Annotated in this window: 21 protein-coding genes; 13 read left to right on the top strand and 8 right to left on the bottom strand. The window is 64.5% G+C overall.

Features of this window, described 5'->3' with window-relative positions; translation table 11 throughout:
- Positions 1 to 177: 177 nt before the first annotated feature.
- A complete protein-coding gene (locus A4C63_RS04095) occupies positions 178 to 546 on the top strand; it encodes a hypothetical protein (RefSeq protein WP_063911598.1) in 369 nt (122 codons plus the stop codon).
- Positions 547 to 601: 55 nt separating this feature from the next.
- Here A4C63_RS04095 and A4C63_RS04100 read toward each other — a convergent pair whose 3' ends face one another.
- Positions 602 to 2,167: a hypothetical protein gene (locus A4C63_RS04100; protein ID WP_063911599.1), complete on the bottom strand. Its 1,566-nt coding sequence runs from the start codon at positions 2,165 to 2,167 to the stop codon at positions 602 to 604.
- A gap of 197 nt (positions 2,168 to 2,364) precedes the next feature.
- Here A4C63_RS04100 and A4C63_RS04105 point away from each other — a divergent pair, with 197 nt between their 5' ends.
- The 3 genes from A4C63_RS04105 (at position 2,365) to A4C63_RS04115 (ending at position 5,442) form a co-directional block, all read left to right on the top strand.
- The gene (locus A4C63_RS04105) at positions 2,365 to 3,225 is read left to right on the top strand and encodes a glycine betaine ABC transporter substrate-binding protein (RefSeq protein ID WP_063911600.1); all 861 of its coding nucleotides are present in this window, start codon (positions 2,365 to 2,367) and stop codon (positions 3,223 to 3,225) included.
- A 244-nt stretch (positions 3,226 to 3,469) separates the two neighbouring features.
- Positions 3,470 to 3,781, top strand: coding sequence for a DUF485 domain-containing protein (locus tag A4C63_RS04110; RefSeq protein ID WP_003260090.1), 312 nt, complete (start codon positions 3,470 to 3,472; stop codon positions 3,779 to 3,781).
- The gene (locus A4C63_RS04115; RefSeq protein ID WP_063911601.1) at positions 3,778 to 5,442 is read left to right on the top strand and encodes a cation acetate symporter; all 1,665 of its coding nucleotides are present in this window, start codon (positions 3,778 to 3,780) and stop codon (positions 5,440 to 5,442) included. Before A4C63_RS04110 ends, A4C63_RS04115 begins: the two co-directional genes overlap by 4 nt.
- Positions 5,443 to 5,497: 55 nt before the next feature.
- On the opposite strand, the gene A4C63_RS25080 is transcribed toward A4C63_RS04115, so the two are convergent.
- A complete protein-coding gene (locus A4C63_RS25080; RefSeq protein WP_013971433.1) occupies positions 5,498 to 5,650 on the bottom strand; it encodes a DUF3309 family protein in 153 nt (50 codons plus the stop codon).
- A 312-nt stretch (positions 5,651 to 5,962) separates the two neighbouring features.
- On the opposite strand from A4C63_RS25080, the gene A4C63_RS04120 reads away from it, so the two are divergent.
- Together A4C63_RS04120 and csrA are read left to right on the top strand one after the other, a co-directional pair.
- On the top strand, positions 5,963 to 6,772 hold the full coding sequence (locus A4C63_RS04120) for an SDR family oxidoreductase (RefSeq protein WP_063911602.1): 810 nt from the start codon (positions 5,963 to 5,965) through the stop codon (positions 6,770 to 6,772).
- 120 nt (positions 6,773 to 6,892) lie between these two features.
- Positions 6,893 to 7,081: a carbon storage regulator CsrA gene (gene csrA / locus A4C63_RS04125; RefSeq protein ID WP_063911603.1), complete on the top strand. Its 189-nt coding sequence runs from the start codon at positions 6,893 to 6,895 to the stop codon at positions 7,079 to 7,081.
- A 110-nt stretch (positions 7,082 to 7,191) separates the two neighbouring features.
- On the opposite strand, the gene A4C63_RS04130 is transcribed toward csrA, so the two are convergent.
- From A4C63_RS04130 to mnmC, 5 genes are all read right to left on the bottom strand, one after another.
- Positions 7,192 to 7,419, bottom strand: a complete 228-nt coding sequence (locus A4C63_RS04130; protein WP_009682864.1) for a YheU family protein — start codon at positions 7,417 to 7,419, stop codon at positions 7,192 to 7,194.
- A gap of 84 nt (positions 7,420 to 7,503) precedes the next feature.
- Positions 7,504 to 8,688, bottom strand: coding sequence for an osmoprotectant NAGGN system M42 family peptidase (locus A4C63_RS04135; RefSeq protein WP_063911604.1), 1,185 nt, complete (start codon positions 8,686 to 8,688; stop codon positions 7,504 to 7,506).
- Positions 8,689 to 8,798: 110 nt separating this feature from the next.
- The gene (gene ngg / locus A4C63_RS04140) at positions 8,799 to 10,544 is read right to left on the bottom strand and encodes an N-acetylglutaminylglutamine synthetase (RefSeq protein ID WP_063911605.1); all 1,746 of its coding nucleotides are present in this window, start codon (positions 10,542 to 10,544) and stop codon (positions 8,799 to 8,801) included.
- A 3-nt stretch (positions 10,545 to 10,547) separates the two neighbouring features.
- Positions 10,548 to 12,335 carry an N-acetylglutaminylglutamine amidotransferase gene (locus tag A4C63_RS04145; RefSeq protein WP_063911606.1) on the bottom strand — a complete coding sequence of 596 codons (1,788 nt, stop codon included), beginning with the start codon at positions 12,333 to 12,335 and terminating at the stop codon, positions 10,548 to 10,550.
- 221 nt (positions 12,336 to 12,556) lie between these two features.
- Positions 12,557 to 14,521, bottom strand: a complete 1,965-nt coding sequence (mnmC, locus tag A4C63_RS04150; protein WP_063911607.1) for a bifunctional tRNA (5-methylaminomethyl-2-thiouridine)(34)-methyltransferase MnmD/FAD-dependent 5-carboxymethylaminomethyl-2-thiouridine(34) oxidoreductase MnmC — start codon at positions 14,519 to 14,521, stop codon at positions 12,557 to 12,559.
- 215 nt (positions 14,522 to 14,736) lie between these two features.
- Between mnmC and pap the strand changes: the two genes are divergently transcribed.
- A complete protein-coding gene (gene pap, locus A4C63_RS04155; protein WP_063911608.1) occupies positions 14,737 to 16,230 on the top strand; it encodes a polyphosphate:AMP phosphotransferase in 1,494 nt (497 codons plus the stop codon).
- A 255-nt stretch (positions 16,231 to 16,485) separates the two neighbouring features.
- Positions 16,486 to 17,448, top strand: coding sequence for a DMT family transporter (locus tag A4C63_RS04160; RefSeq protein ID WP_063911609.1), 963 nt, complete (start codon positions 16,486 to 16,488; stop codon positions 17,446 to 17,448).
- Between the two features lie 124 nt (positions 17,449 to 17,572).
- Here the strand turns inward: A4C63_RS04160 and A4C63_RS04165 are convergent, their stop codons facing one another.
- A complete protein-coding gene (locus A4C63_RS04165; protein WP_063911610.1) occupies positions 17,573 to 18,967 on the bottom strand; it encodes a class II fumarate hydratase in 1,395 nt (464 codons plus the stop codon).
- Between the two features lie 155 nt (positions 18,968 to 19,122).
- On the opposite strand from A4C63_RS04165, the gene A4C63_RS04170 reads away from it, so the two are divergent.
- The 5 genes from A4C63_RS04170 (at position 19,123) to A4C63_RS04190 (ending at position 23,576) form a co-directional block, all read left to right on the top strand.
- Positions 19,123 to 19,647 (top strand): DUF2059 domain-containing protein, encoded by a 525-nt coding sequence (locus A4C63_RS04170; protein WP_063911611.1) that lies wholly within the window; start codon positions 19,123 to 19,125, stop codon positions 19,645 to 19,647.
- 10 nt (positions 19,648 to 19,657) lie between these two features.
- Positions 19,658 to 19,954, top strand: a complete 297-nt coding sequence (locus A4C63_RS04175) for a BolA family transcriptional regulator (RefSeq protein WP_063911612.1) — start codon at positions 19,658 to 19,660, stop codon at positions 19,952 to 19,954.
- A 228-nt stretch (positions 19,955 to 20,182) separates the two neighbouring features.
- Positions 20,183 to 21,115 (top strand): rhodanese-related sulfurtransferase, encoded by a 933-nt coding sequence (locus A4C63_RS04180; protein WP_025338092.1) that lies wholly within the window; start codon positions 20,183 to 20,185, stop codon positions 21,113 to 21,115.
- 3 nt (positions 21,116 to 21,118) lie between these two features.
- Positions 21,119 to 21,751, top strand: a complete 633-nt coding sequence (locus A4C63_RS04185; protein WP_063911613.1) for a DsbA family protein — start codon at positions 21,119 to 21,121, stop codon at positions 21,749 to 21,751.
- Complete coding sequence (locus A4C63_RS04190) at positions 21,744 to 23,576, top strand: ABC transporter ATP-binding protein (RefSeq protein WP_063911614.1); 1,833 nt, start codon at positions 21,744 to 21,746, stop codon at positions 23,574 to 23,576. Before A4C63_RS04185 ends, A4C63_RS04190 begins: the two co-directional genes overlap by 8 nt.
- Positions 23,577 to 23,579 lie beyond the last annotated feature (3 nt).

Consider the following 23,579-nt stretch of genomic DNA (forward strand, 5'->3'; position numbering starts at 1 on the left):
AGAACGCAAGGTCGAGCATTGTGCAGGCTAGGACCACAGCGGGCCGGGCAAAGTTGCCAGGTGCGGTGGTCTTTGGTGTGCTTGTTATCCGCAACATAGCTGCAGAAATGTGATTTTGCCTTACAACAGGGCATAAGCGATCATGGATGCTTTCGATTACCGCTATTGGAGAACTGGATGTCTCGTTCGCTGCCGGCTGCGCTGCTTTTGCTGTTTCTAGGGCTGTGGCTTGCTGCCAGTTATGGCGTGCGCTACGGGCTGATGGAAGACGGGCAATGGGTTGGGCTGTGCACGGCGCCGGCGGCGTACTGGCAGTGTGAAGTGCGGTCGTTGCTGGGGTTGGGTATTCATCATCAGGTGATGGCCTGGAGCGGGCTGGCGCTGGCGCTGCTGGCGCAGGTAGTTGCCGGCCGTGGCGGCTGGTGGCTGGCGGTGGTGGCGTTGGTGTTCGCGGTGCCGGCGCTGGTGCTGTATACCGCCAGCATTGCTGTGTTCGCGCTGGTGCTGGCGGGGTTGCGGTTGGTCAGGCAACCGCGGCGCGGCTGACAGGTGCCTGGCTTGGGTTTTGGGGAAGGGCAGAAATCGAGCGCCGCCACAACAATCAAGCCTGGCGCAGCCGCAAGCTTCGCCACAAAGCCGCCGTCATCAGCACACTCACCCCGGCCCACCCCCAGGCCTGCTGGTTCTCCAGCCCTTCCACAAACAACTGCGGCGCCACCCCGGCACCGACGATGAACGCCAGCAACGCCACCTCCGCCCGTGGCGCCCGTACCGGCCACAGTGCAAACACCAGCGCCGGCAACGCCAGCGCTGCGCTGGGGAAGCTGCGATAGCGTGGGTCGAACACCATCGCCAGCATGCTCACCGCTGCGGCAAAACCTGCCGCCAGCAACAACCAGCCGGCCCGCGCCTGCAGCCAGGCGTACAGGCGCTCGCGCCAGCCCGTGCGCCGCGCCAGGGCCAGCACGGCATGGGCCAGTACCAACAGGTTCAGCCCCGCCAGCAGCAGCGCCCACAGCCATTCCCCGGCAAACCGCGCATGGGTGCGCATCAGCTCACCCCAAAGCCCCAGGCAACCGGCACCAAACGCCGCCAGCAACGGCAGCAATATGGCCGCTGTCGGGGTGGAAGGGCGCCCGGCAAGCATCAGCATCAGCACCATCAGCACGGCACCGGCCAGCAACCATTGCGGCCAGTAAGGCAGGTTGCTCACCGGCCCTTCAAGTACGCCCTTGTCCTGCCGGTCGGCATCGTAAAGCCCCCAGTAACCACCGACCGCCCCTTCATTGGCGCGCTTCCATGGTTGGTCGAACGCCTCGATCAGGTTGTAATGCCAACCGTTGTTTTCGGCCATGGCCACAAACCCACGAATGAAGCGCGCCTCGTTGACCCGGCTGGGCTCCGCGGTCTCGCGCTGGCGGCCTTCGCTGGGCCAGCCGGTTTCGCCGATCAGAATGTCCTTGGGCGCGAAGCGCGTGCCAAACACCCGGCGCACATCGGCGACGTGGGCCAGGGCTTCGTCGATGCCTCGCGGGTCGTCTTCCCAGTAAGGCAGCAGGTGGATAGTCAGGAAGTCCACCGCAGGTGCCACCTGCGGGTGCTGCAACCAGAACTCCCACACATCGGCGTAGGTTACCGGCACCTTGACCTGGCTTTTCACCCGGGCGATCAGCGTGGCCAGGTGCGCACCAGTTACTTCCTTGCGTAGCAGCGTCTCGTTGCCGACGATCACCGCGCTGACCACGTCGGGGTTGGCGTTGGCGGCGGCGATCAGCAGGTCGATTTCTTTCTCGGTGTCTGCCGGGTGGGCGTTGACCCAGGCACCCAGCATCACCTTCAGGCCATGCTTGCGCGCCAGCGCCGGGATCGCCTCAAGACCGGTCTGGGAATAGGTACGGATGCACTGAAAACGCTCGGCCAGCAACGCCAGGTCGGCATCCATGCGTGCCGGGCGCAGGCGCAACGGCTGGTCGTAGGGCGACTGGTCCTTGTCGAACGGGGTGTACGAGGCGCATTGCAGCTTGTGTGTCGGGCTGGCCGCGTCGGGCAGTTGCACCGGCTTGCCAAGCCCGTACCAGAGCCCTCCGAGCCCGATCAGGGCCAGCAGGCAGGCAAGCAGGTATAACGGCAGCAGCAGGCGGGTAGAACTGGGCATCGGGCGGTCCATCGTCAGGCGCAAAAGGGTAGATAGTAGCCCGGCGCCAAACCTTTGGCATGCAAGGATCGCGCAGGTCGGCGTAGGCCGATGGCGCTAATGGCATAGTGCTGTCGCATATGGGGCGGCTACAGGTCGTAGCTGGAGCAGGTCGACTATTGTTGCAGGACGATGATGCAAATTCCGAGACCTGACGAGGGGATGCTTTGATGGCTGCTATTACAAGAATGCGACGTTTCCTGGGTGTGGGCACTGCCATGGTACTGGCCATGAGTGCGGCACAGGCAATGGCCAAAGAAGTAAGCATTGGTTACGTGGATGGTTGGGCTGACAGCGTGGCGACCACCAACGTGGCCGCCGAAGTGATCAAGCAGAAACTCGGCTACGACGTGAAGTTGCAGGCCGTGGCCACCGGGATCATGTGGCAGGGCGTGGCAACCGGCAAACTCGACGCCATGTTGTCGGCCTGGTTGCCGGTGACCCATGGCGAGTACTGGACCAAGAACAAGGACAACGTGGTCGACTACGGCCCGAACTTCAAGGACGCCAAGATCGGCCTGATCGTCCCCGAGTACGTCAAGGCGGTGAGCATCGCCGACCTCAAGACCGACGACACCTTCAAGCAGAAGATCGTCGGCATCGACGCAGGCTCCGGCGTGATGCTCAAGACCGACCAGGCCATCAAGGACTACGACCTGACCGGGTACAAGCTGCAGGCCAGCTCCGGCGCGGCGATGACCGCGGAGCTGGGCCGTGCCTATGCCAAGCAGCAGTCGATTGCAGTGACTGGCTGGGTACCGCACTGGATGTTCGCCAAGTGGAAGCTGAAGTTCCTCGAAGACCCGAAAGGCGTGTATGGCGCCGCGGAAACCGTGAACAGCATCGGCAGCAAGGAACTGGCGACCAAGGCCCCGGAAGTGGCGGAGTTCCTGAAGAAGTTCAACTGGCAGTCGAAGGACGAGATTGGCGAAGTGATGCTGGCGATTCAGGAAGGCGCCAAGCCTGAAGCGGCGGCCAAGGACTGGGTGGCCAAGCACCCTGATCGCGTGAAGGAGTGGACTGGCAAGTAACAACCTGTCAGGACCAGTTTTGCTGCTTCGCGGGTAAACCCGCTCCCACAGGGATATCCACAGTCTTCAGGCTTGTGCACATCCCTTGTGGGAGCGGGTTTACCCGCGAAGAGGCGATCACTTTGTTACGCAACCGGTAAAACACCGTTGCATCTAAGACTAAGGTCGTCTGGTTGGCGTCCGATAGCCGCATAAAGTAAGGGTCGTGGGTTCCACCCCTATCTGTGCTGCTAGGACAAAAACAATGAACGACAGCATTTACCTCTCGATACAAAACAGCCCCCGCTTCAAGGAGCTGGTCACCAAACGCGAACGGTTCGCCTGGATTCTCTCGGCGATCATGCTCGGCCTGTACTGCGCCTTCATCCTCCTGATCGCCTACGGTCCTCAGATCCTGGGCACCAAGCTCAGCCCTGAGTCATCGATTACCTGGGGTATTCCCCTGGGCGTCGGCCTGATCGTCTCGGCATTCGTCCTGACCGCCATCTACGTACGCCGTGCCAACGGCGAATTCGATGAGCTGAACAAGGCCATCCTGAAGGAGGCGCAACAATGATTCGCCATGCCAAAGCCCTGGCCGTACTGGCCTGCGGAGCCTTCGCACCCGCCGTGTGGGCCGCCGATGCCCTGACCGGCGAGGTGCAGAAGCAACCGCTGAACGTTTCCGCGATCGCCATGTTCGTGGCTTTCGTCGCCTTCACCCTCGGCATTACCTACTGGGCCTCCAAGCGCAACAAGTCGGCGTCGGACTACTACGCCGCCGGTGGCAAGATCACCGGCTTCCAGAACGGCCTGGCGATTGCCGGTGACTACATGTCGGCTGCCTCGTTCCTGGGTATTTCCGCACTTGTGTTCACCTCTGGCTACGACGGCCTGATCTACTCGATCGGCTTCCTGGTCGGCTGGCCGATCATTCTCTTCCTGATCGCCGAACGCCTGCGCAACCTGGGCAAGTACACTTTCGCCGACGTGGCCTCGTACCGCCTCGGGCAGAAAGAGATCCGCACCCTGTCGGCCTCCGGCTCGCTGGTGGTAGTGGCCTTCTACCTGATCGCCCAGATGGTCGGTGCTGGCAAGCTGATCGAGCTGCTGTTCGGCCTGGACTACCATGTGGCGGTGATCCTGGTGGGTATCCTGATGTGCCTGTACGTACTGTTCGGCGGCATGCTGGCCACCACCTGGGTACAGATCATCAAGGCCGTGCTGTTGCTGTCCGGTGCCAGCTTCATGGCGCTGATGGTGATGAAGCACGTGGGCTTCGATTTCAACACCCTGTTCTCCGAAGCGATCAAGGTGCACGCCAAGGGCGAGGCGATCATGAGCCCGGGCGGCCTGGTCAAGGACCCGATCTCTGCGTTCTCGCTTGGCCTGGCGCTGATGTTCGGTACCGCCGGCCTGCCGCACATCCTGATGCGCTTCTTCACCGTCAGTGACGCCAAGGAAGCGCGCAAGAGCGTGTTGTACGCCACCGGCTTCATCGGCTACTTCTACATCCTCACCTTCATCATCGGCTTTGGCGCCATCCTGCTGGTCAGCACCAACCCGGACTTCAAGGACGCCGCTGGCGCCCTGCTGGGCGGCAACAACATGGCAGCGGTGCACCTGGCCAACGCCGTGGGTGGCAGCGTGTTCCTCGGCTTCATCTCGGCGGTGGCCTTCGCCACCATCCTGGCGGTGGTTGCCGGCCTGACCCTGGCCGGTGCCTCGGCGGTGTCCCACGACCTGTACGCCAGTGTATGGCGCAAGGGCAAGGCCAACGACAAGGACGAGATCCGCGTGTCGAAGATCACTACCGTTGCCCTGGGCGTGCTGGCGATCGGCCTGGGCATCCTGTTCGAGAAGCAGAACATCGCCTTCATGGTCGGCCTGGCGTTCTCCATCGCGGCCAGCTGCAACTTCCCGGTACTGCTGCTCTCGATGTACTGGAAGAAGCTGACCACCCGCGGCGCCATGATCGGCGGCTGGCTGGGCCTGGTGAGTGCGGTGACGCTGATGATCCTCGGCCCGACCATCTGGGTACAGATCCTCGGCCACGAGAAGCCGATCTACCCGTACGAGTACCCGGCGCTGTTCTCCATGGCTATTGCCTTCGTCAGCATCTGGTTCTTCTCGGTCACCGACAAGTCCAAGGCTGCTGAAGACGAACGTGCACTGTTCTTCCCGCAGTTCGTGCGTTCGCAGACTGGCCTGGGGGCTTCGGGGGCTGTTTCGCACTGATCCTTCCGGCAATGAAAAAACCGCGCTTCGGCGCGGTTTTTTTGTGTTTTCGCCGCTAGATCATGCCTAGCAGCAACAACACCAACAGGACAACCAGCACCACGCCGATGATGCCGGACGGGCCATAGCCCCAGCTGCGCGAGTGCGGGAAGACCGGTAAGCCACCAATCAGCAGAAGGATCAGGATGATGATGAGGATCGTGGTCATGACGGAGTCCTTGCGTGGTTGAAGGTCAAGGGCCTCGGACTGCTGGCCTCTTGCAAGTAGGGACCAGTGGGGGGTGTAAAAAATTCCATTTGAGTGGTTGCTTGGGCCGACCTCTTCGCGGGTAGACCCGCTCCCACAGGATCACCACAGGCCTGTGGTTTGCGCTGTCCTTGTGGGAGCGGGTTTACCCGCGAAGAGGCCGGAACTGACCACACAATCATGCCCTTCCATTCACTACCCTGATGAACCCTGCCTGCCCCCGAGGCCTTGATTAGACTTGTTGCTCAACCCATCAGAACAAGGCCAGCCACCATGCAAAACCGCATCATGATCACCGGCGCCGGGTCCGGCCTCGGTCGCGAGATCGCCCTGCGCTGGGCGCGTGAGGGCTGGCGCCTGGCGCTGGCCGATGTCAACGAAGCCGGCCTGCGCGAAACCCTGGCGCTGGCCCGCGCGGCTGGCGGCGAGGGCTTCGTCCAGCGCTGCGATGTGCGCGACTACAGCCAGCTCACTGCCCTGGCCCAGGCCTGCACCGAGCAGTTCGGCGGCATCGACGTGATCGTCAATAATGCCGGCGTCGCCTCGGGCGGGTTCTTCGCCGAACTTTCGCTGGAGGACTGGGACTGGCAGATCGCGGTCAACCTGATGGGCGTGGTCAAGGGCTGCAAAGCCTTCCTGCCGCTGCTGGAGCGCAGTAAGGGGCGGATCATCAATATCGCCTCGATGGCCGCGCTGATGCAGGGCCCGGGCATGAGCAACTACAACGTGGCCAAGGCCGGCGTGCTGGCCCTGTCGGAAAGCCTGCTGGTAGAGCTGCGCCAGCTGGAGGTGGCGGTGCACGTGGTGTGCCCGTCGTTCTTCCAGACAAACCTGCTGGACTCGTTCCGCGGGCCGAACCCGGCGATGAAAGCGCAGGTTGGCAAGCTGCTGGAAGGCTCGCCGATCAATGCGGCGGAAATCGCCGACTACATCCACCAGCAGGTTGGCGCGGGTGAGTTCCTGATCCTGCCCCATGAGACCGGGCGCCAGGCCTGGCAACTGAAGCGCCAGGCGCCCGAGCAGCTGTATGACGAGATGGCTGAAATGGCAGTGAAAATGCGGGCAAAGGCTCAGTCGCGATGATTAGTCTGTAAGGAAAATTACCTCAAGATGTAGGGTGCTTCTGATTCGCAGCAGAGCTATTGAGTAGCCGAATGCCATCAAGGCAGGCTCCGGTTTTCCCTTTCGCTGGAGGATCGGAGCATGCTGGTAATAGGGCGCGAAGTAGGGGAGGTCATCGTGATTGGTGATGACATTCGGATCATGGTGGTGGAGACGCGAGAAGGGGTGGTGCGCTTTGGCGTGGATGCCCCGCGCCAGGTGCCGGTGCATCGGGCCGAGGTGTACAAGCGCATCAAGGAAGGGCAGCAGGGTAAAGCCCGCAGAGTTTGATGTTGCCTGAGCCGGTCTCTTCGCGGGCACGCCCGCTCCCACAGGTACTGCACCGCCCTCAAGGCTTGTGAAACTCCTGGGGGAGCGGGCCCGCGAAGAGGCCATAACTGCTAGTCGAGCAGCTCCCGGGGCACATCATGCTTGGCCAGCAACTGGCACTGCTGGCTCTCCGGGTCGAACAGGATGAACGCCTGCCCTTTGGCCAAGGCCTGGCGCACCCGCAACACGCGGGTTTCCAGCGGGGTGTCGTCGCCGTTGTCGGTGCCGTCGCGGGTGACGAAGTCCTCGATCAGGCGGGTCAGGGTTTCGGCTTGCAGTTGCTCGTAGGGGATCAGCATGGTGGGCGTTGCCTAGGGTGTTGGTGGGGGCATGCTACGCGAAACATTCGGAATTTTGGGGGCGCGTTGCAGCTCCCAGGGCCCTTACGCCTTGTTCCCGACCAGGCTATCCACCGCCGGCACCCGCGTATCGCTCTCCATCTGCGCATCATGCTCCAGCTGGTGGCTGAAGCGTTCCAACGACGCATTGGCCGGTTGCGAATCACTGGCAAACACCGGCGGGCTCAGCAGGTACGCCGACAGCAACCGGCTCAGCGCCGCCAGGCTGTCGATATGGGTTCGCTCATACCCATGGGTGGCATCGCAGCCAAACGCCACCAGCGCGGTACGTATATCGTGCCCCGCCGTCACCGCAGAATGGGCATCGCTGAAGTAGTAACGGAACACATCGCGCCGCACCGGCAGGTCGTGGTCGTTGGCCAGTTTCAGCAGGTGGCGGGACAGGTGGTAGTCGTAAGGCCCTGACGAGTCCTGCATGGCCACGCTCACCGCATGTTCGCTGGAGGCCTGCCCGGGCGCCACCGGGGCAATGTCAATGCCGAGGAACTCGCTGACATCCCAGGGCAGGGCGCCAGCCGCGCCAGAGCCGGTCTCCTCGGTGATGGTGAATAGCGGGTGGCAGTCGATCAGCGGTTGGCGGCCGCTTTCCACGACGGCTTTCAGCGCTGCCAGCAGCGCTGCAACACCGGCCTTGTCGTCCAGGTGGCGGGCGCTGATGTGGCCGCTTTCGGTGAATTCGGGCAGTGGGTCGAAGGCAACGAAATCACCGATGCTCACGCCTAGCGCCTCGCAGTCGGCACGGGTGGCGCAGTAGGCATCCAGGCGTACCTCCACGTTTTCCCAACTGATCGGCATCTGGTCGATGGCGGTATTGAAGGCGTGCCCGCTGGCCATCAGCGGCAGCACGCTGCCACGGTATATGCCAGTGTCGGTGAACACACTGACCCGGCTGCCTTCGGCAAAGCGGCTGGACCAGCAACCGACCGGTGCCAGGGCCAGGCGGCCATTGTCCTGCAACTGGCGCACGCTGGCGCCGATGGTGTCCAGGTGGGCGGATACAGCGCGGTCGGGTGAGGTCTGCCGGCCCTTGAGGGTGGCGCGGATGGTGCCACGGCGGGTCAGCTCGAAAGGGATGCCCAGCTCGTCCAGGCGTTCGGCCACGTAGCGCACGATGGTGTCGGTGAAACCGGTGGGGCTGGGGATGGCAAGCATCTCCAGCAGCACGCGCTTGAGGTAGTCGAGATCGGGTTCGGGATGTCGGTCGGACATGGTCGGGGACTCCTTTAATCCTGTGCTGGCCTCTTCGCGGGCAGGCCCGCTCCCACAGGGATGAGGTGGACCTGTGGGAGCGGGCGAGCCCGCGAATAGGCCATCAGCCTTTACGCCAGAGGCCGGCTATGCGGAAACAGCAGGTCGATAAAACGCTCGGCGGTCGGCTGTGGTTCATGGTTGGCCAAGCCGGCACGCTCGTTGGCCTCGATGATCACGTACTCCGGTTGCCCGGCATCACGCACCATGAAGTCCAGCCCCACCACCGGAATCTCCAGCGCCCGCGCAGCGCGTATGGCGGCGTCGGCCAGCACCGGGTGCAGGCGTTCGGTCACGTCCTCCAGGGTGCCGCCGGTGTGCAGGTTGGCGGTGCGCCGCACGGCCAGGCGCTGGCTGGCGGGCAACACGTCGTCGTAGCCAAAGCCCGCTGCGCGCAGGGTGCGCTCGGTTTCGTCGTCCAGTGGAATGCGGCTTTCGCCAGCGGTTGCCGCCTGGCGTCGGCGGCTCTGGGCATCGATCAGCTGGCGGATGCTGTGCTTGCCATCACCCAGCACCTGCGCCGGGTGACGGATGGCGGCGGCGACCACTTCATAGCCGATCACCACGATGCGCAGGTCTTGCCCGGCATGGAAGCTTTCCAGCAACACGCGGCTGTCGAACTGGCGGGCATGCGCCACGGCGTGGGTGATGTCTTCGATGCAGGTGAGGTTCACCGCCACCCCCTGGCCTTGCTCGCCATCGATCGGTTTGACCACTACCGCACCATGCTCTTCGAGAAACGTCAGGTTATCGTCGGCATTGCCGGCCAGCTGTTGCGCCGGCACCTGCAACCCGGCGTTGCACAGGGCCTGCCGGGTCAGGCGCTTGTCCTGGCACAGGGTCATGGTCACGGAGCTGGTCAGGTCGCTGAGCGACTCACGGCAGCGAATGCGGCGCCCGCCCAGGCTGAGGGTGAACAGCCCGCCGGCGGCATCGTCCACTTGTACCTCGATGCCTCGACGCATCGCTTCGTCGACGATGATGCGCGCGTACGGGTTGAGGTCGGCTTGCGGCCCTGGCCCGAGAAACAGCTGCTCGTTGATGCCGTTCTTGCGCTTGACCGCGAAGGTCGGCAGGTTGCGAAAGCCCAGCTTCTGGTACAGGCGCTTGGCCTGGCGGTTGTCGTGCAGCACCGACAGGTCCAGGTAGGCCAGGCCGCGGCTCATGAAGTGCTCGATCAGGTGGCGTACCAGCACTTCCCCCACACCGGGGCGGGTGCAGTGCGGGTCTACCGCCAGGCACCACAGGCTGCTGCCGTGCTCGGGGTCGTCGAACGCCTTGGCGTGGTTCAGGCCCATGACGCTGCCGATCACCGCGCCGCTGTCTTCGTCCTCGGCCAGCCAGTACACCGGGCCGCCCAGCTGCAGAGGGGTGAGCAGTTCGGCGTCGACCGGCAGCATGCCGCGTGCCTGGTACAGGGTGTTGATCGCCTGCCAGTCGCCCGGGTTCTGCGCCCGGCGCACGCGGAAGCCGCGGAACACGCGCTGCGCCGGGCGGTAGTCGGTGAACCACAGGCGCAGGGTGTCGGACGGGTCGAGAAACAGTTGCTGCGGGGCCTGGGCCAGCAGCTGCTGCGGCGCGGCCACGTACAGGGCGATGTCGCGCTCGCCGGGGCGTTCTTCCAGCAGGTCGGCGGCCAGGTCGGCCGGGTTGGGGTAAGTGTGGCCGATCAGCAGCCGGCCCCAGCCGCAATGCACGGCGCGCGGCTGGTCGTGGGGCTGGCTGCCATCGCCGGCCAGGCGCGCTTGCAAGCGCTCGTAGGACGGCACCTGGCCGCGCAGCAGGCGCTGACCGTAAGCAGTTTCGTGAGCTTTCATCGGTCAGATTCCTTGTTCGCTCAGCCACAGGTTCAGCGCCGCCAGCTGCCACAGCTTGGAGCCGCGCAGTGGCGTCAACTGGCCGTGCGGGTTGCTCAGCAGGCGGTCGAGCATGGCCGGGTTGAACAACCCGCGGTCTTGGCTGGGGTCTGTCAGCAGCTCACGCACCCAGCCGAGGGTGGCACCTTCCAGGTGTTTCAGGCCCGGCACTGGGAAGTAGCCCTTCTTGCGGTCGATCACCTCGTGCGGGATCACCCGCCGCGCCGCCTGCTTGAGCACCTGCTTGCCGCCGTCGGGCAGCTTGAAGCGTGCCGGAATGCGCGCCGACAGTTCCACCAGGCGGTAGTCGAGGAACGGCGTGCGCGCCTCCAGGCCCCAGGCCATGGTCATGTTGTCGACCCGTTTGACCGGGTCGTCGACCAGCATCACCGTGCTGTCCAGGCGCAGCGCCTTGTCTACCGCATCGGGGGCGCCGGGGTGGGCGAAGTGTTCACGGACGAAGTCGCCGGCCGCGTCGGTTTCGAGCAGCCAGGATGCCTGCACGGTGTCGCGGTACTCGGCGTGGCTACGGTCGAAGAAGGCCTTGCGGTAGGCGGCAAAGGCATCCTCGGCGCCGTCCACCTGCGGGTACCAGTGGTAGCCGGCGAACAGCTCGTCGGCGCCCTGGCCGCTTTGCACGCCCTTGCAGTGCCTGGCCACTTCCCGCGACAGCAGGTAGAAGGCGATGCAGTCATGGCTGACCATCGGCTCGCTCATGGCGCGGAAGGCGGCTGGTAGCTGCTCGATGATCTCGTGCTCGGCGATGCGCAGCTGGTGGTGACGGGTGCCGTAGTGCCTGGCGATCAGGTCGGAATACTGGAACTCGTCGCCGCGTTCGCCGCCGGCATCCTCGAAACCGATAGAGAAGGTCGACAGGTCGTCCACGCCCACCTCGCGCAGCAGGCCGACCAGCAGGCTGGAGTCGACCCCGCCAGACAGCAGCACACCTACGTCCACCGCTGCCCGTTGGCGGATGGCCACGGCGTCGCGGGTGGCGTCGAGTACGCGGGTGGTCCAGCCTTCGAGGTCCAGCTCACGTTCGTCGGGGTTGGCACCGTAGTGCAGCTGCCACCAGGTCTGGCGCTCTACTTCGCCATGGTGGTCGATGCGCATCCAGGTACCGGGTTCCAGCTTTTGCACGTTGGCCAGCAGAGTGCGTGGCGCCGGCACCACGGCGTGGAAGTTCAGGTAGTGGTTGAGCGCTACCGGGTCGAGCATCGGGTCGATGTCTCCACCCTTGAGCAGCGCCGGCAGGGTCGAGGCGAAACGCAGGCGCTCGCCGTTGCGTGACAGATACAAGGGTTTGACGCCCAGGCGGTCGCGGGCGAGGAACAGGCGCTGGCTGTCGCGCTCCCAGATGGCCAGGGCGAACATGCCATTGAGTTTGGGCAGCAAGGCCGCGCCCCAGGCGTGGTAGCCCTTGAGCAGCACCTCGGTGTCGCCGTCGGACCAGAAGCTGTAGCCCAGGGCCTGCAGCTCCTGGCGCAGTTCGGGGAAGTTGTAGATGGCGCCGTTGAAGGCCAGCGAAAGGCCCAGGGTGTTGTCGACCATCGGCTGGGCAGAGCCGTCGGACAGGTCCATGATTTTCAGGCGCCGGTGGCCGAGGGCGATCGGGCCTTGGCTATGGAAGCCCCAGGCATCCGGGCCGCGGGGCGCCAGGTGGTGGGTGATGCGCTCTACCGCAGCCAGGTCGGCTGGGCGAGGGGCTTGATTGATGGGGGTGAAACGCAACTCTCCTGCTAATCCGCACATAGGTCCTTACCGGTTTTTCCGTTGGGGAGGGGGTGCCCCGGATTAGGGCACCTCAAGGAACTGACCCATGTGGTTTGTGAGAGTTTTAGATCGATCTGTTATATGAGGTGGCGTTGGCAGGTGCCTGTCTTGGGTGTTGTGGTGTTGCGGACATCGAGCGCCGCGCGGGCGGCGCTCGATCTCACAGGCGCAACCAATTCAACGGCATGCACCCGATGCAATCACTTCCCGCGGATCAATTTACGCAACCCAAACCGATTCGGGTGGCAGGCCTCCGCCACCGCCCGTGGCAACGGCAGCGGTTCCCCGCACACCCACGCCGCCACCAGTTCGCCGCTCAACGGCGCCGTGATCAACCCGCGTGAGCCATGCCCACTGTTCACATACAACCCACCCAGCCAGGGGCAGGCCACATCCGGCACCTGGCGCGCATCCCGGCCCAGCACTGCGTAGGCCTCGGCGAACGCCTGCGCATCCGCCACCGGCCCGACGATCGGCAGGTAATCCGGGCTGGTGCAACGGAACGCCGCCCGCCCCTGCAATTGCCCGGGGTCCAGTTCGGTGGTGCCCAGGCGCCGGGCCAGGTCGACAGAGATCTCGTCCAGCAATGCCAGGTTGCCCTGGTGCTCGGCCGCCGTCGGCGCCAGGTCTGTGCTGTGGAAGTCGAAGCTCGCGCCCAGGGTATGTTCATCCCCGCGCGGCGGTGCCACATAGCCTTCCGCGCACACCACGGTTCGCAGCGCGCGGCTTTCGGCGGTTGCCGGCAGGCGGGTGATCTGCCCGCGGATGCGCTTGAGCGGCAAGTGCGCGCATGGCTCGAAGCGCAGTACGTCGGCGGCACCGGCCAGGACCACCACCGGCGCGCTGGCCAGCAGGCGTTCGCCAGCCCAGGCTTGCCACAGCCCATCGACCTTGCGCAGCTCGAGCACCTCCTGGTGCGTCAGCAGGCGAATACCCGGGTGCTGCAACTGCTGCTGGCACAGCGCCGGCGGGTGCACCCAGCCACCTTCGGGATAGAACAGCCCACCAGCCGGCAAAGCCACCCCGGCGATGGCTTCGGCCTCTGCACGCTCCAGCGAGTGCAGCAGGTCATGTTCGAAGGCGGCGGCCAGTTTGCCCTGGCGTTCGGCTTCCTTGCTGTCGAAGGCCAGTTGCAGCACGCCACAGGCATCCCAGTCGCGGCCACGTTGCAGGCGCTGCAGCTGGCGCCGGGTGTAGCCGAAACCGGCCAGGATCATCTGCGACAGCGCCGTGCCATGGGCGGACAGCTTGAGGTACAGCACCCCTTGCGGGTTACCCGAAGCTTCCTGTGCCGGGGTGTCGTGGCGTTCCAGCACGGTAACCTGCCAGCCACGCCGGGCCAGGCTGGCGGCGGTTGTGCTGCCGGCGAGCCCGGCGCCTATAACCAGTGCTTCACGCGGCCCTGCTGCGCTAGCCGGGCGCGCGTACCACGGTGCGCCGGGGCAGGGCACGGGGCCGACGTAGGCGCCGCTCATCACCTCCCATTTCTTGCCGATGCCCGGCACCTTCTTCATGGCGAAGCCGGCGTCGACCAGGCTGCGGCGTACCCAGCCGGTGGTGGTGAAGGTGCCTAGCACCGTGCCCGGGTGTGACAGCCGCGCCAGCTGCGCGAACAGCTGTGGGGTCCACATGTCGGGGTTCTTGGCCGGGGCGAAGCCGTCGAGGAACCACACATCGATCTGCGCATCGAGTTGCGGCAGCTGTTCCAGCACATCACCAATCAGCAGGGTGAGGGTGACCCGGCCGTTGTCGAAGGTGAACTGCTGGAAGCCCGGGTGCACTGCCACGTACTGCTCCAACAGTGGCTGGCTGTAGGCCGCCAGTTCCGGCCACAGGCGTATGGCGCGGGCCATGTCGTCGCGACCGAGGGGGTACTTTTCGACGCTGATGAAATGCAGGCGGGTCTCGGCGTGGGCATGTTGCTCGAACAGTTGCCAGGCACAGTAGAAGTTCATGCCAGTGCCGAAACCGGTTTCGCCGATCACCAGGCAGGTGTGCGGGGCGAGGTTGGCAAAGCGCTCGGCCAGGCGGGTTTGCCCAAGGAACACGTGCTTGGTTTCTTCGATGCCTTCGTTGACCGCGAAATAGACGTCGTCGTATTGCCGCGAATGGGGGCGGCCCTGGTCGTCCCAGTCGATCTGGGCGTGCTGGAGGAGGGTGGACATGGTTGGCTCGGTTGCAGCGGATGGGCGGATTTTATGCCATCCGGGAGGTTTGCGCAGGCTGTACCGGCCTCTTCGCGGGCGCGCCCGCTCCCACAGGTACTGCACAAGCCCTGAGTGCGGTGAAATACCTGTGGGAGCGGGCGTGCCCGCGAAGAGGCCAGCACAGGCAACATTCAAATCCGCTAGTCTTGCTTATCCATTGAAGGAGCCAGTGCATGTTCGAATCCGCCGAAATCGGCCACAGCATCGACAAGGAGGCTTACGACGCCGAGGTACCCGCTTTACGCGAGGCCTTGCTCGAAGCCCAGTACGAACTCAAGCAGCAGGCGCGCTTCCCGGTGATCGTGCTGATCAACGGCATCGAAGGCGCCGGCAAGGGCGAGACGGTCAAACTGCTCAATGAGTGGATGGACCCGCGCATGATCGATGTACTCACCTTCGACCAGCAGACCGACGAAGAGCTGGCCCGCCCGCCGGCCTGGCGCTACTGGCGGGCGCTGCCACCGAAGGGGCGGATGGGCGTGTTCTTCGGCAACTGGTACAGCCAGATGCTGCAGGGGCGGGTGCACGGGGTGTTCAAGGATGCCGTGCTCGACCAGGCCATCACCGGCGCCGAACGGCTGGAGGAGATGCTGTGCGACGAAGGTGCGCTGATCATCAAGTTCTGGTTCCACCTGTCCAAGAAGCAGATGAAGGCAAGGCTGAAGTCGCTCAAGGACGACCCGCTGCACAGCTGGAAGATCAGCCCGCTGGACTGGCAGCAGTCGGAAACCTACGACCGTTTCGTGCGCTTTGGTGAGCGCGTGCTGCGCCGCACCAGCCGCGACTATGCGCCTTGGCATATCATCGAGGGCGTCGACCCGAACTACCGCAGCCTGGCGGTAGGGCGCATCTTGCTGGAAAGCCTGCAGGCGGCACTGGCCAACAACCCCAAAGGCAAGCATCAGGGCAACGTCGCCCCGCTGGGCCGCAGCATCGACCAGCGCAGCCTGCTCGGCGCGCTGGACATGACCCTGCGCCTGGACAAGGCCGACTACCAGGAGCAACTGGTCACCGAGCAGGCCCGCCTGGCTGGTCTGCTGCGCCACAAGCACATGCGCCGACATGCCCTGGTGGCGGTGTTCGAAGGCAACGATGCTGCCGGCAAGGGCGGTGCCATCCGCCGCGTGGCCGCCGCGCTGGACCCGCGCCAGTACCGCATCGTGCCGATTGCCGCGCCCACTGAAGAAGAGCGCGCGCAGCCTTACCTGTGGCGGTTCTGGCGGCACATTCCGGCGCGCGGCAAGTTCACCATCTTCGACCGCTCCTGGTATGGCCGGGTGCTGGTGGAGCGGGTGGAAGGCTTCTGCAGCCCGGCCGACTGGATGCGCGCCTACAGCGAGATCAACGATTTCGAGGAGCAGTTGGTGAATGCCGGCACGGTGGTGGTCAAGTTCTGGCTGGCAATCGACCAGCAGACCCAGCTGGAGCGCTTCGAAGAGCGCGAGCAGATCCCGTTCAAGCGCTACAAGATCACCGAGGATGACTGGCGCAACCGCGACAAGTGGGACGACTATGTCCAGGCGGTGGGTGACATGGTCGACCGCACTAGCACCGAGATCGCGCCGTGGACGCTGGTGGAGGCCAACGACAAGCGCTGGGCGCGGGTGAAGGTGCTGCGCACCATCAACCAGGCGCTTGAGGCGGCGTTTGCCAGGGACAAGAAATAGCCAAGCTTGTTGGTTGCCTGTTCTGGCCTCTTCGCGGGCACGCCCGCTCCCACCGGATTCGCACACACTCTGAGTCTAGTGGGGGCCCTGTGGGAGCGGGCGTGCCCGCGAAAGGGCCAGAACAGGCAGCACACCTGCCAAGCCATGCCGTAGAAGAATGACCTGATGAATTCTTTTCCCGGCACCCGCCCCCGCCCCCGCCCTCCAAGCCCGTAGAATTCAATCACCCCCACCACGGGCTTGATCGAGGACGTTATGCACACCACTACTGGCCGCTGGGGCTATGGCCTGTTCCTGGCACTTCTGACTGCGCTGCTGTGGGGCATCCTGCCGATCAAGCTCAAGCAGGTGCTGCAAGTGGTCGACCCGGTCACCGTCACCTGGTACCGCCTGCTGGTCTCCGGCGGCCTGCTGTTCGCCTGGCTGGCCGCCAAGCGCAGGTTGCCTTCCTTCAGCAAACTGGCGCCCAAGGGCAAAGGCCTGGTGGTAGTGGCCGTGTTCGGCCTGATGGGCAACTACGTGCTGTACCTGATCGGCCTCAACCTGCTAAGCCCAGGCACCGCGCAACTGGTCGTGCAGATCGGCCCGGTGCTGTTGCTGGTGGCCAGCGTGTTCGTGTTCCGCGAGCACTTCAGCCTGGGGCAGGGGGTGGGCCTGCTGATCCTGCTGGCGGGGTTTGGCCTGTTTTTCAACCAGCGCCTGGAAGAGCTGTTGACCTCGCTCGGCACCTATACCACTGGTGTACTGACCATCCTGCTGGCGACCACCATCTGGGTGTTCTATGCGCTTAGCCAGAAGCAACTGCTGACTGTGTGGCATTCGCAGCAGGTAATGATGGTGATCTACCTCGGCTGCGCCGCGCTGCTGACGCCCTGGGTCCACCCATTGGAGGCCTTGCAGCTGACCCCGGTGCAAGGCTGGCTGTTGCTGGCCTGTTGCCTGAATACCCTGGTGGCCTATGGCGCGTTTGCCGAGGCGCTGGCGCACTGGGAGGCGTCGCGGGTGAGTGCCACGCTGGCGTTGACCCCGTTGGTGACCTTTGTCGCGGTCGCGCTGGCGGCGTTGGTGTGGCCTGAGTATGTGCATGCCGAGGACATCAATGCCCTGGGCTATGCGGGGGCTGTGACCGTGGTGCTGGGCTCGGCGCTGGTGGCACTGGGGCCGTCGCTGGTGGCCGGGTGGCGGGCCCGCAGAGCGCGCTTGGCCCAGGCTCATTGATCGCCTGTACCGGCCTCTTCGCGGGCGTGCCCGCTCCCACAGGATCTCCACAGTCTTGCAGATTGGTGCAGTACCTGTGGGCGCGGGCAAGCCCGCGAAGAGGCCGGCACAGGCGCTAGGTGATCTAGCCCTTGCCCCCCGGGGCCAGCATGTTCTCAGGCCTCACCCACTGGTCGAACTGCTCATTGGTCAGGTACTTCAACTCCAATGCCGCCTCGCGCAAGGTCTTGCCTTCGCCATAGGCCTTCTTGGCAATTTCCGCCGCCTTGTCATAGCCAATATGCGGGTTCAGCGCCGTCACCAGCATTAACCCCCGCTCCAGGTGCGCCGCCATTTGTTCGGCATCCGGCTCGATGCCCGCCACGCAGTGCTGCTGGAAGTTGCGGCAGCCGTCAGCCAGCAATTCGATCGACTGCAGCAGGTTGTGGATGATCACCGGCTTGAACACGTTCAGTTGCAAATGCCCCTGGCTGGCGGCAAAGCCGATTGCAGCATCGTTGCCCAGCACCTGGCAGGCCAGCATCGACAGCGCTTCGCACTGGGTAGGGTTGACCTTGCCTGGCATGATCGAGCTGCCTGGCTCGTTGGCCGGCAGGCGTACCTCGGCTAGCCCGGCGCGCGGGCCGGAACCCAGCAGGCGCAGGTCGTTGGCGATTTTCATCAGGGCCACGGCCAGGGTCTTCAGGGCGCCAGCCAGGCTGGTCAGCGGCTCGTGGCCGGCGAGGGCGGCGAACTTGTTCGGCGCAGTGACGAATGGCAGGCCAGACAGCGCCGCCAGCTCCGCGGCGACGGCTTCGGCAAAACCATGCGGTGCATTGAGCCCGGTGCCCACGGCAGTGCCGCCCTGGGCCAGTTCGCACACCGCCGGCAGGGTGGCGCGGATGGCGCGCTGGGCATAGTCGAGCTGGGCGACGAAGGCCGACACCTCCTGGCCGAAGGTGATCGGCGTGGCGTCCATCATGTGCGTGCGGCCGGTCTTCACCAGCTTGTGGTGGCGTGCCGACAACTCGGCCAGCCCCGAGGACAGCTCGGCGATGGCCGGCAGCAGCTTGTCGTGCACCGCCTGCGCCGCGGCAATGTGCATGGCAGTGGGGAAGCAGTCGTTGGAACTCTGCGAGCGGTTGACGTGGTCGTTGGGGTGCACGGGTGCCTTGCCGCCACGGCCCTTGCCGGCCAGTTCGTTGGCCCGTCCAGCGATCACTTCGTTGACGTTCATGTTGCTCTGGGTGCCGCTGCCGGTCTGCCAGACCACCAGCGGGAACTGGTTGTCATGCTGGCCGTCCAGCACTTCGTCGGCGGCCTGCTCGATCAGCCGGGCGATGTCGGCCGGCAAGTCGCCATTACGGTCGTTGACACGTGCCGCGGCCTTCTTGATCAGCGCCAGGGCGTGCAGCACCGCGATGGGCATGCGTTCCTTGCCAATGGCGAAGTTGATCAGCGAACGCTGGGTCTGCGCACCCCAGTAGGCGTCCTCAGGAACTTCGACCGGGCCCAGGCTGTCTGTCTCGATACGGCTCATTCTGTACTCACTCCTGTGTAGTTCGAAATCGCAGTTTAGGCCCTGATTCGACCGAGCGGTTCAGTCGCTCGTCGTGCCACTTGAGCACATCGCCACCACGGCGCAGAATGCTCTACTCTGAGGTACCCGCCTCCCTCTCTTCTGAAGGAAAAGCAATGACCCGTCTCCGTGTCCTTTGTGCCGCCGTTGCCCTGGCTTGCGCCAGCGGCCAGGTATTCGCTGCCACCGCCAGCCACAATGCTGCTGCCGAGAAATTCCTGACCCTGGCCAACGCTGACAAGCTGGGCACCCCGGTATACATGCAGGTCCAGCAGATGTTCGCGCAGCGTTTTGCCCAGACCAAGGCCCCGGCCAGCAAGCAGCCGGTGCTGGAAAGTTACCAGGCCAAGGCCAACGCCGCGCTGGACAACGCCATTGGCTGGAACAAGCTGAAGCCGAAGATGGTCGACCTGTACACCCAGACCTTCACCGAGCAGGAGCTCAAGGACCTGGTCAAGTTCTACGAATCGCCGCTGGGCAAGAAAGTGCTGCGCGAAATGCCCAAGGTCACCCAGCAGTCGGCCCAGCTGACCCAGCAGAGCCTGGAGCCAGCGGTACCGGTGGTGAACAAGCTGCTGGACGACATGACCAAGGAACTGGACCCGAACGCTGGCAAGGCCGCCGCCCCGGCGAAGAAGTGAGTACGCCGCGATGACCATGCAACAGCGTATCGAACAGCAACTGGCCGCCCTGGCGCCGCAATACCTGCAAGTGCTCAACGAAAGCCACATGCACAGTCGTGGTCAGGAGACCCACTACAAGGCAGTGATCGTCAGCGAGCAGTTTGCCGGGTTGAACAGCGTCAAGCGCCACCAGAAGGTGTACGCAGCCATGGGTGAGCTGATGGGCGAGATCCATGCTCTGGCCATCCACACCTACACCGCCGAAGAGTGGGCCAAGGTCGGCGTTGCACCCGCCTCGCCGGTGTGCGCGGGCGGCGGGCACTGAAACCTTGCTGTTGTTCTGGTAGAATCCTGCAAAATCCGGGGGCCGCTTTGCGGCCCATTCGCGGCACAAGGCCGCTCCTACAGGGATAGCGCAGCCCGTCGGCTGGTGCATTCCCCTGTAGGAGCGGCCTTGTGCCGCGAATGGGGCGCAAAGCGCCCCCTGCTTTTTTGTCACACTGTCAAACCCGGTCCGCCCCTTACGAGGGCAACCACCTGGAGAACCTGCTTCATGTCCCAACCCATCGTCGTCGCGGCGCTGTACAAGTTCGTCACCCTGGAAGACTACGTCGAGCTGCGCGAGCCGCTGCTCAAGACCATGCTCGACAACAACGTCAAAGGCACCCTGCTGCTGGCCCACGAGGGCATCAACGGCACCGTGTCGGCCACCCGCGAAGGCATCGACGGCCTGCTGGCCTGGCTGCGCAACGACCCCCGCCTGGTCGATGTCGACCACAAGGAATCGTACTGCGACGAACAGCCGTTCTACCGCACCAAGGTCAAGCTCAAGAAAGAGATCGTCACCCTCGGCGTGCCGGGCGTGGACCCGAACCAGGCGGTCGGCACCTACGTCGAGCCCAAGGACTGGAACGCGCTGATCAGCGACCCGGAAGTGCTGCTGATCGACACCCGCAACGACTACGAAGTGGCCATCGGCACCTTCAAGGGCGCCATCGACCCGAAGACCGAAACATTCCGCGAGTTCCCCGACTACATCAAGGCCAACTTCGACCCCAGCAAGCACAAGAAGGTTGCCATGTTCTGCACCGGCGGTATCCGTTGCGAAAAAGCCTCCAGCTACATGCTCGGTGAAGGCTTCGAGGCGGTCTATCATCTTAAAGGCGGCATCCTGAAATACTTCGAGGAAGTGCCTCAGGAAGAAAGCCTGTGGGACGGCGACTGCTTCGTCTTCGACAACCGCGTCACGGTGCGCCATGACCTGAGCGAAGGCGAGTACGACCAGTGCCACGCCTGCCGCCACCCGATCAATGCAGAGGAGCGCGCGTCCGAGCACTATTCGCCAGGGGTCAGCTGCCCGCATTGCTGGGACACCCTGAGCGAGAAGACCCGGCGTAGCGCCATCGACCGGCAGAAGCAGATCGAGCTGGCCAAGGCCCGCAACCTGCCGCACCCGATCGGTTACAACTACAAAGCCGAGGCTTGATGCATGTCTGCACGTCTGATCTATGTGATGGACCCGATGTGCTCCTGGTGCTGGGGTTTTGCGCCAGTGGCCGCGGCCTTGATCGCCCAGGCGCGTGAGGCAGGCGTGCCGACCCGCCTGGTGCCTGGCGGGCTGCGCACCGGCGGCAGCGCCCTGGACAGCTCTACCCGCAAGTACATCCTCGAACACTGGCAGGCGGTGGCCGATGCCACCGGCCAGCCGTTCCGCTTCGAGGGGGCCATGCCCGACGGCTTCGTCTACGACACCGAGCCGGCCTGCCGTGCCTTGGTCACTGCCCGCGAGCTGGACGCCGAGCGCGTCTGGCCGTTGCTGGCGTTGATCCAGCGTTCGTTCTACGAGCAGGGCGTGGATGTGACCGTTGCACCACATCTGGTCGAACTGGCCGAACAGGCAGGCTTCGACCGTGCCGTGTTCGCCGAGGCCTTCGCCCGTGCCGACACCCGCGCCGCCACAGCAGCCGATTTCAGCTGGGCCCAGGACCTGGGCATCGCCGGTTTCCCGACCCTGCTGGCCGAACGCAATGGCCAACTGGCCCTGCTGACCAACGGCTACCAGCCGCTGGAGCGTCTGCAACCCTTGCTCGGCCGCTGGCTGCAGCAGGCCGCCTGTGCTTGATGTGCCTGGGTCACCCGACCCGGTGCCGGGCAAGCCTCACACTGTGGCCGATCGACTGAGCTGGGCGGAAATCCGCCGCCTGGCCCTGCATCACAAGAAAAACCTCTGGTCCGCCAACCTCATCGCCGTATTGGCGGCCTGCTGCAGCGTGCCCATCCCGTTACTGCTGCCGCTGCTGGTGGACGAAGTGCTGCTGGGCCATGGCGATGCCGCGCTGAAGTGGATGAACCACTTGCTGCCGTCCAGCTGGCAGGTGGCGGCCGGCTACATCGGCCTGATGTTGCTGCTGACCCTGTGTCTGCGCCTGGCCGCCCTGGCGTTCAACGTGATCCAGGCCAAGCTGTTCGCCGGCCTGGCCAAGGACATCGTCTATCGTCTGCGCATTCGCCTGATCGAACGGCTCAAGCGTATCTCGCTGAAGGAATACGAAAGCCTGGGCAGCGGTACGGTGACCACCCATCTGGTCACCGACCTGGACACCCTCGACAAATTCGTCGGCGAAACCCTCAGCCGCTTCCTGGTGGCCATGCTGACCCTGACCGGCACGGCGGCCATCCTGATCTGGATGCACTGGCAGCTGGCCTTGCTGATATTGCTGTTCAACCCGCTGGTGATCTACTTCACCGTGCAGCTGGGCAAGCGCGTCAAACACCTGAAGAAACTCGAGAACGACAGCACCGCGCGGTTTACCCAGGCGCTGGCGGAAACCCTCGATGCCATCCAGGAAATCCGCGCTGGCAACCGCCAGGGCTACTTCCTCGGTCGCCTCGGCCTGCGCGCCCGCGAAGTGCGTGACTACGCCGTGGACTCGCAATGGAAGAGCGATGCCAGCGGCCGTGCCAGTGGCCTGCTGTTCCAGTTCGGCATCGATATCTTCCGCGCCGCGGCCATGCTCACCGTGCTGTTCTCCGACTTGTCGATCGGCCAGATGCTGGCGGTGTTCAGCTACCTGTGGTTCATGATCGGCCCGGTGGAGCAGTTGCTCAACCTGCAATATGCCTACTACGCCGCCGGTGGTGCGTTGAGCCGCCTCAACGAACTGCTGGCGCGTGCCGACGAACCGCAGTACCCGGCCGCCAGCGACCCGTTCGCCGGACGCGAAACGGTGGGCATCGAAGTGCGCGACCTGCGCTTTGCCTATGCCGACGAGCCGGTGCTCGAGCACCTCGACCTGTCCATCGCACCGGGCGAGAAGGTGGCGATCGTCGGCGCCAGCGGTGGTGGCAAGAGCACCCTGGTGCAACTGTTGCTGGGCCTTTATAGCGCCCAGGCCGGTACCATCCGCTTTGGCGGTGCCAGCCTGCAGGAAATCGGCCTGGAAACCCTGCGCGAAAACGTCGCGGTGGTGTTGCAGCACCCGTCGTTGTTCAACGACACCGTGCGCGCCAACCTGACCATGGGCCGTGACAGTAGCGACGAGGCCTGCTGGCAGGCACTGCGCATCGCCCAGCTGGATGCCACCATCGCCGCCTTGCCACAGGGCCTGGACAGTGTGGTGGGGCGCTCCGGCGTGCGCTTGTCCGGTGGCCAGCGCCAGCGCCTGGCCATTGCCCGCATGGTGCTGGCCGAGCCCAAGGTGGTGATCCTCGACGAAGCCACGTCGGCCCTGGATGCCGCTACCGAATACAACCTGCACCAGGCCTTGGCGCGCTTCCTCAGCGGCCGTACCACGCTGATCATCGCCCACCGCCTGTCGGCGGTGAAACAGGCCGACCGGGTGCTGGTGTTCGATGGCGGGCATGTGGCCGAGGATGGCGACCATCAGCAGCTGATTGCCGAGGGTGGGTTGTATGCCAAGTTGTATGGGCACCTGCAACAGAGCTGAATT

This window comes from Pseudomonas sp. p21, assembly GCF_001642705.1.
GTDB lineage: Bacteria > Pseudomonadota > Gammaproteobacteria > Pseudomonadales > Pseudomonadaceae > Aquipseudomonas.

What these genes read in the sequence shown, in the direction of transcription:
- A4C63_RS04095 (WP_063911598.1), top strand. Translation starts at nt 178, where the DNA reads ATGTCTCGTTCGCTGCCGGCTGCGCTGCTTTTGCTGTTTCTAGGGCTG.
- A4C63_RS04100 (WP_063911599.1), bottom strand. Translation starts at nt 2,167, where the DNA reads ATGGACCGCCCGATGCCCAGTTCTACCCGCCTGCTGCTGCCGTTATAC.
- A4C63_RS04105 (WP_063911600.1), top strand. Translation starts at nt 2,365, where the DNA reads ATGGCTGCTATTACAAGAATGCGACGTTTCCTGGGTGTGGGCACTGCC.
- A4C63_RS04110 (WP_003260090.1), top strand. Translation starts at nt 3,470, where the DNA reads ATGAACGACAGCATTTACCTCTCGATACAAAACAGCCCCCGCTTCAAG.
- A4C63_RS04115 (WP_063911601.1), top strand. Translation starts at nt 3,778, where the DNA reads ATGATTCGCCATGCCAAAGCCCTGGCCGTACTGGCCTGCGGAGCCTTC.
- A4C63_RS25080 (WP_013971433.1), bottom strand. Translation starts at nt 5,650, where the DNA reads ATGACCACGATCCTCATCATCATCCTGATCCTTCTGCTGATTGGTGGC.
- A4C63_RS04120 (WP_063911602.1), top strand. Translation starts at nt 5,963, where the DNA reads ATGCAAAACCGCATCATGATCACCGGCGCCGGGTCCGGCCTCGGTCGC.
- csrA (WP_063911603.1), top strand. Translation starts at nt 6,893, where the DNA reads ATGCTGGTAATAGGGCGCGAAGTAGGGGAGGTCATCGTGATTGGTGAT.
- A4C63_RS04130 (WP_009682864.1), bottom strand. Translation starts at nt 7,419, where the DNA reads ATGCTGATCCCCTACGAGCAACTGCAAGCCGAAACCCTGACCCGCCTG.
- A4C63_RS04135 (WP_063911604.1), bottom strand. Translation starts at nt 8,688, where the DNA reads ATGTCCGACCGACATCCCGAACCCGATCTCGACTACCTCAAGCGCGTG.
- ngg (WP_063911605.1), bottom strand. Translation starts at nt 10,544, where the DNA reads ATGAAAGCTCACGAAACTGCTTACGGTCAGCGCCTGCTGCGCGGCCAG.
- A4C63_RS04145 (WP_063911606.1), bottom strand. Translation starts at nt 12,335, where the DNA reads ATGTGCGGATTAGCAGGAGAGTTGCGTTTCACCCCCATCAATCAAGCC.
- mnmC (WP_063911607.1), bottom strand. Translation starts at nt 14,521, where the DNA reads ATGTCCACCCTCCTCCAGCACGCCCAGATCGACTGGGACGACCAGGGC.
- pap (WP_063911608.1), top strand. Translation starts at nt 14,737, where the DNA reads ATGTTCGAATCCGCCGAAATCGGCCACAGCATCGACAAGGAGGCTTAC.
- A4C63_RS04160 (WP_063911609.1), top strand. Translation starts at nt 16,486, where the DNA reads ATGCACACCACTACTGGCCGCTGGGGCTATGGCCTGTTCCTGGCACTT.
- A4C63_RS04165 (WP_063911610.1), bottom strand. Translation starts at nt 18,967, where the DNA reads ATGAGCCGTATCGAGACAGACAGCCTGGGCCCGGTCGAAGTTCCTGAG.
- A4C63_RS04170 (WP_063911611.1), top strand. Translation starts at nt 19,123, where the DNA reads ATGACCCGTCTCCGTGTCCTTTGTGCCGCCGTTGCCCTGGCTTGCGCC.
- A4C63_RS04175 (WP_063911612.1), top strand. Translation starts at nt 19,658, where the DNA reads ATGACCATGCAACAGCGTATCGAACAGCAACTGGCCGCCCTGGCGCCG.
- A4C63_RS04180 (WP_025338092.1), top strand. Translation starts at nt 20,183, where the DNA reads ATGTCCCAACCCATCGTCGTCGCGGCGCTGTACAAGTTCGTCACCCTG.
- A4C63_RS04185 (WP_063911613.1), top strand. Translation starts at nt 21,119, where the DNA reads ATGTCTGCACGTCTGATCTATGTGATGGACCCGATGTGCTCCTGGTGC.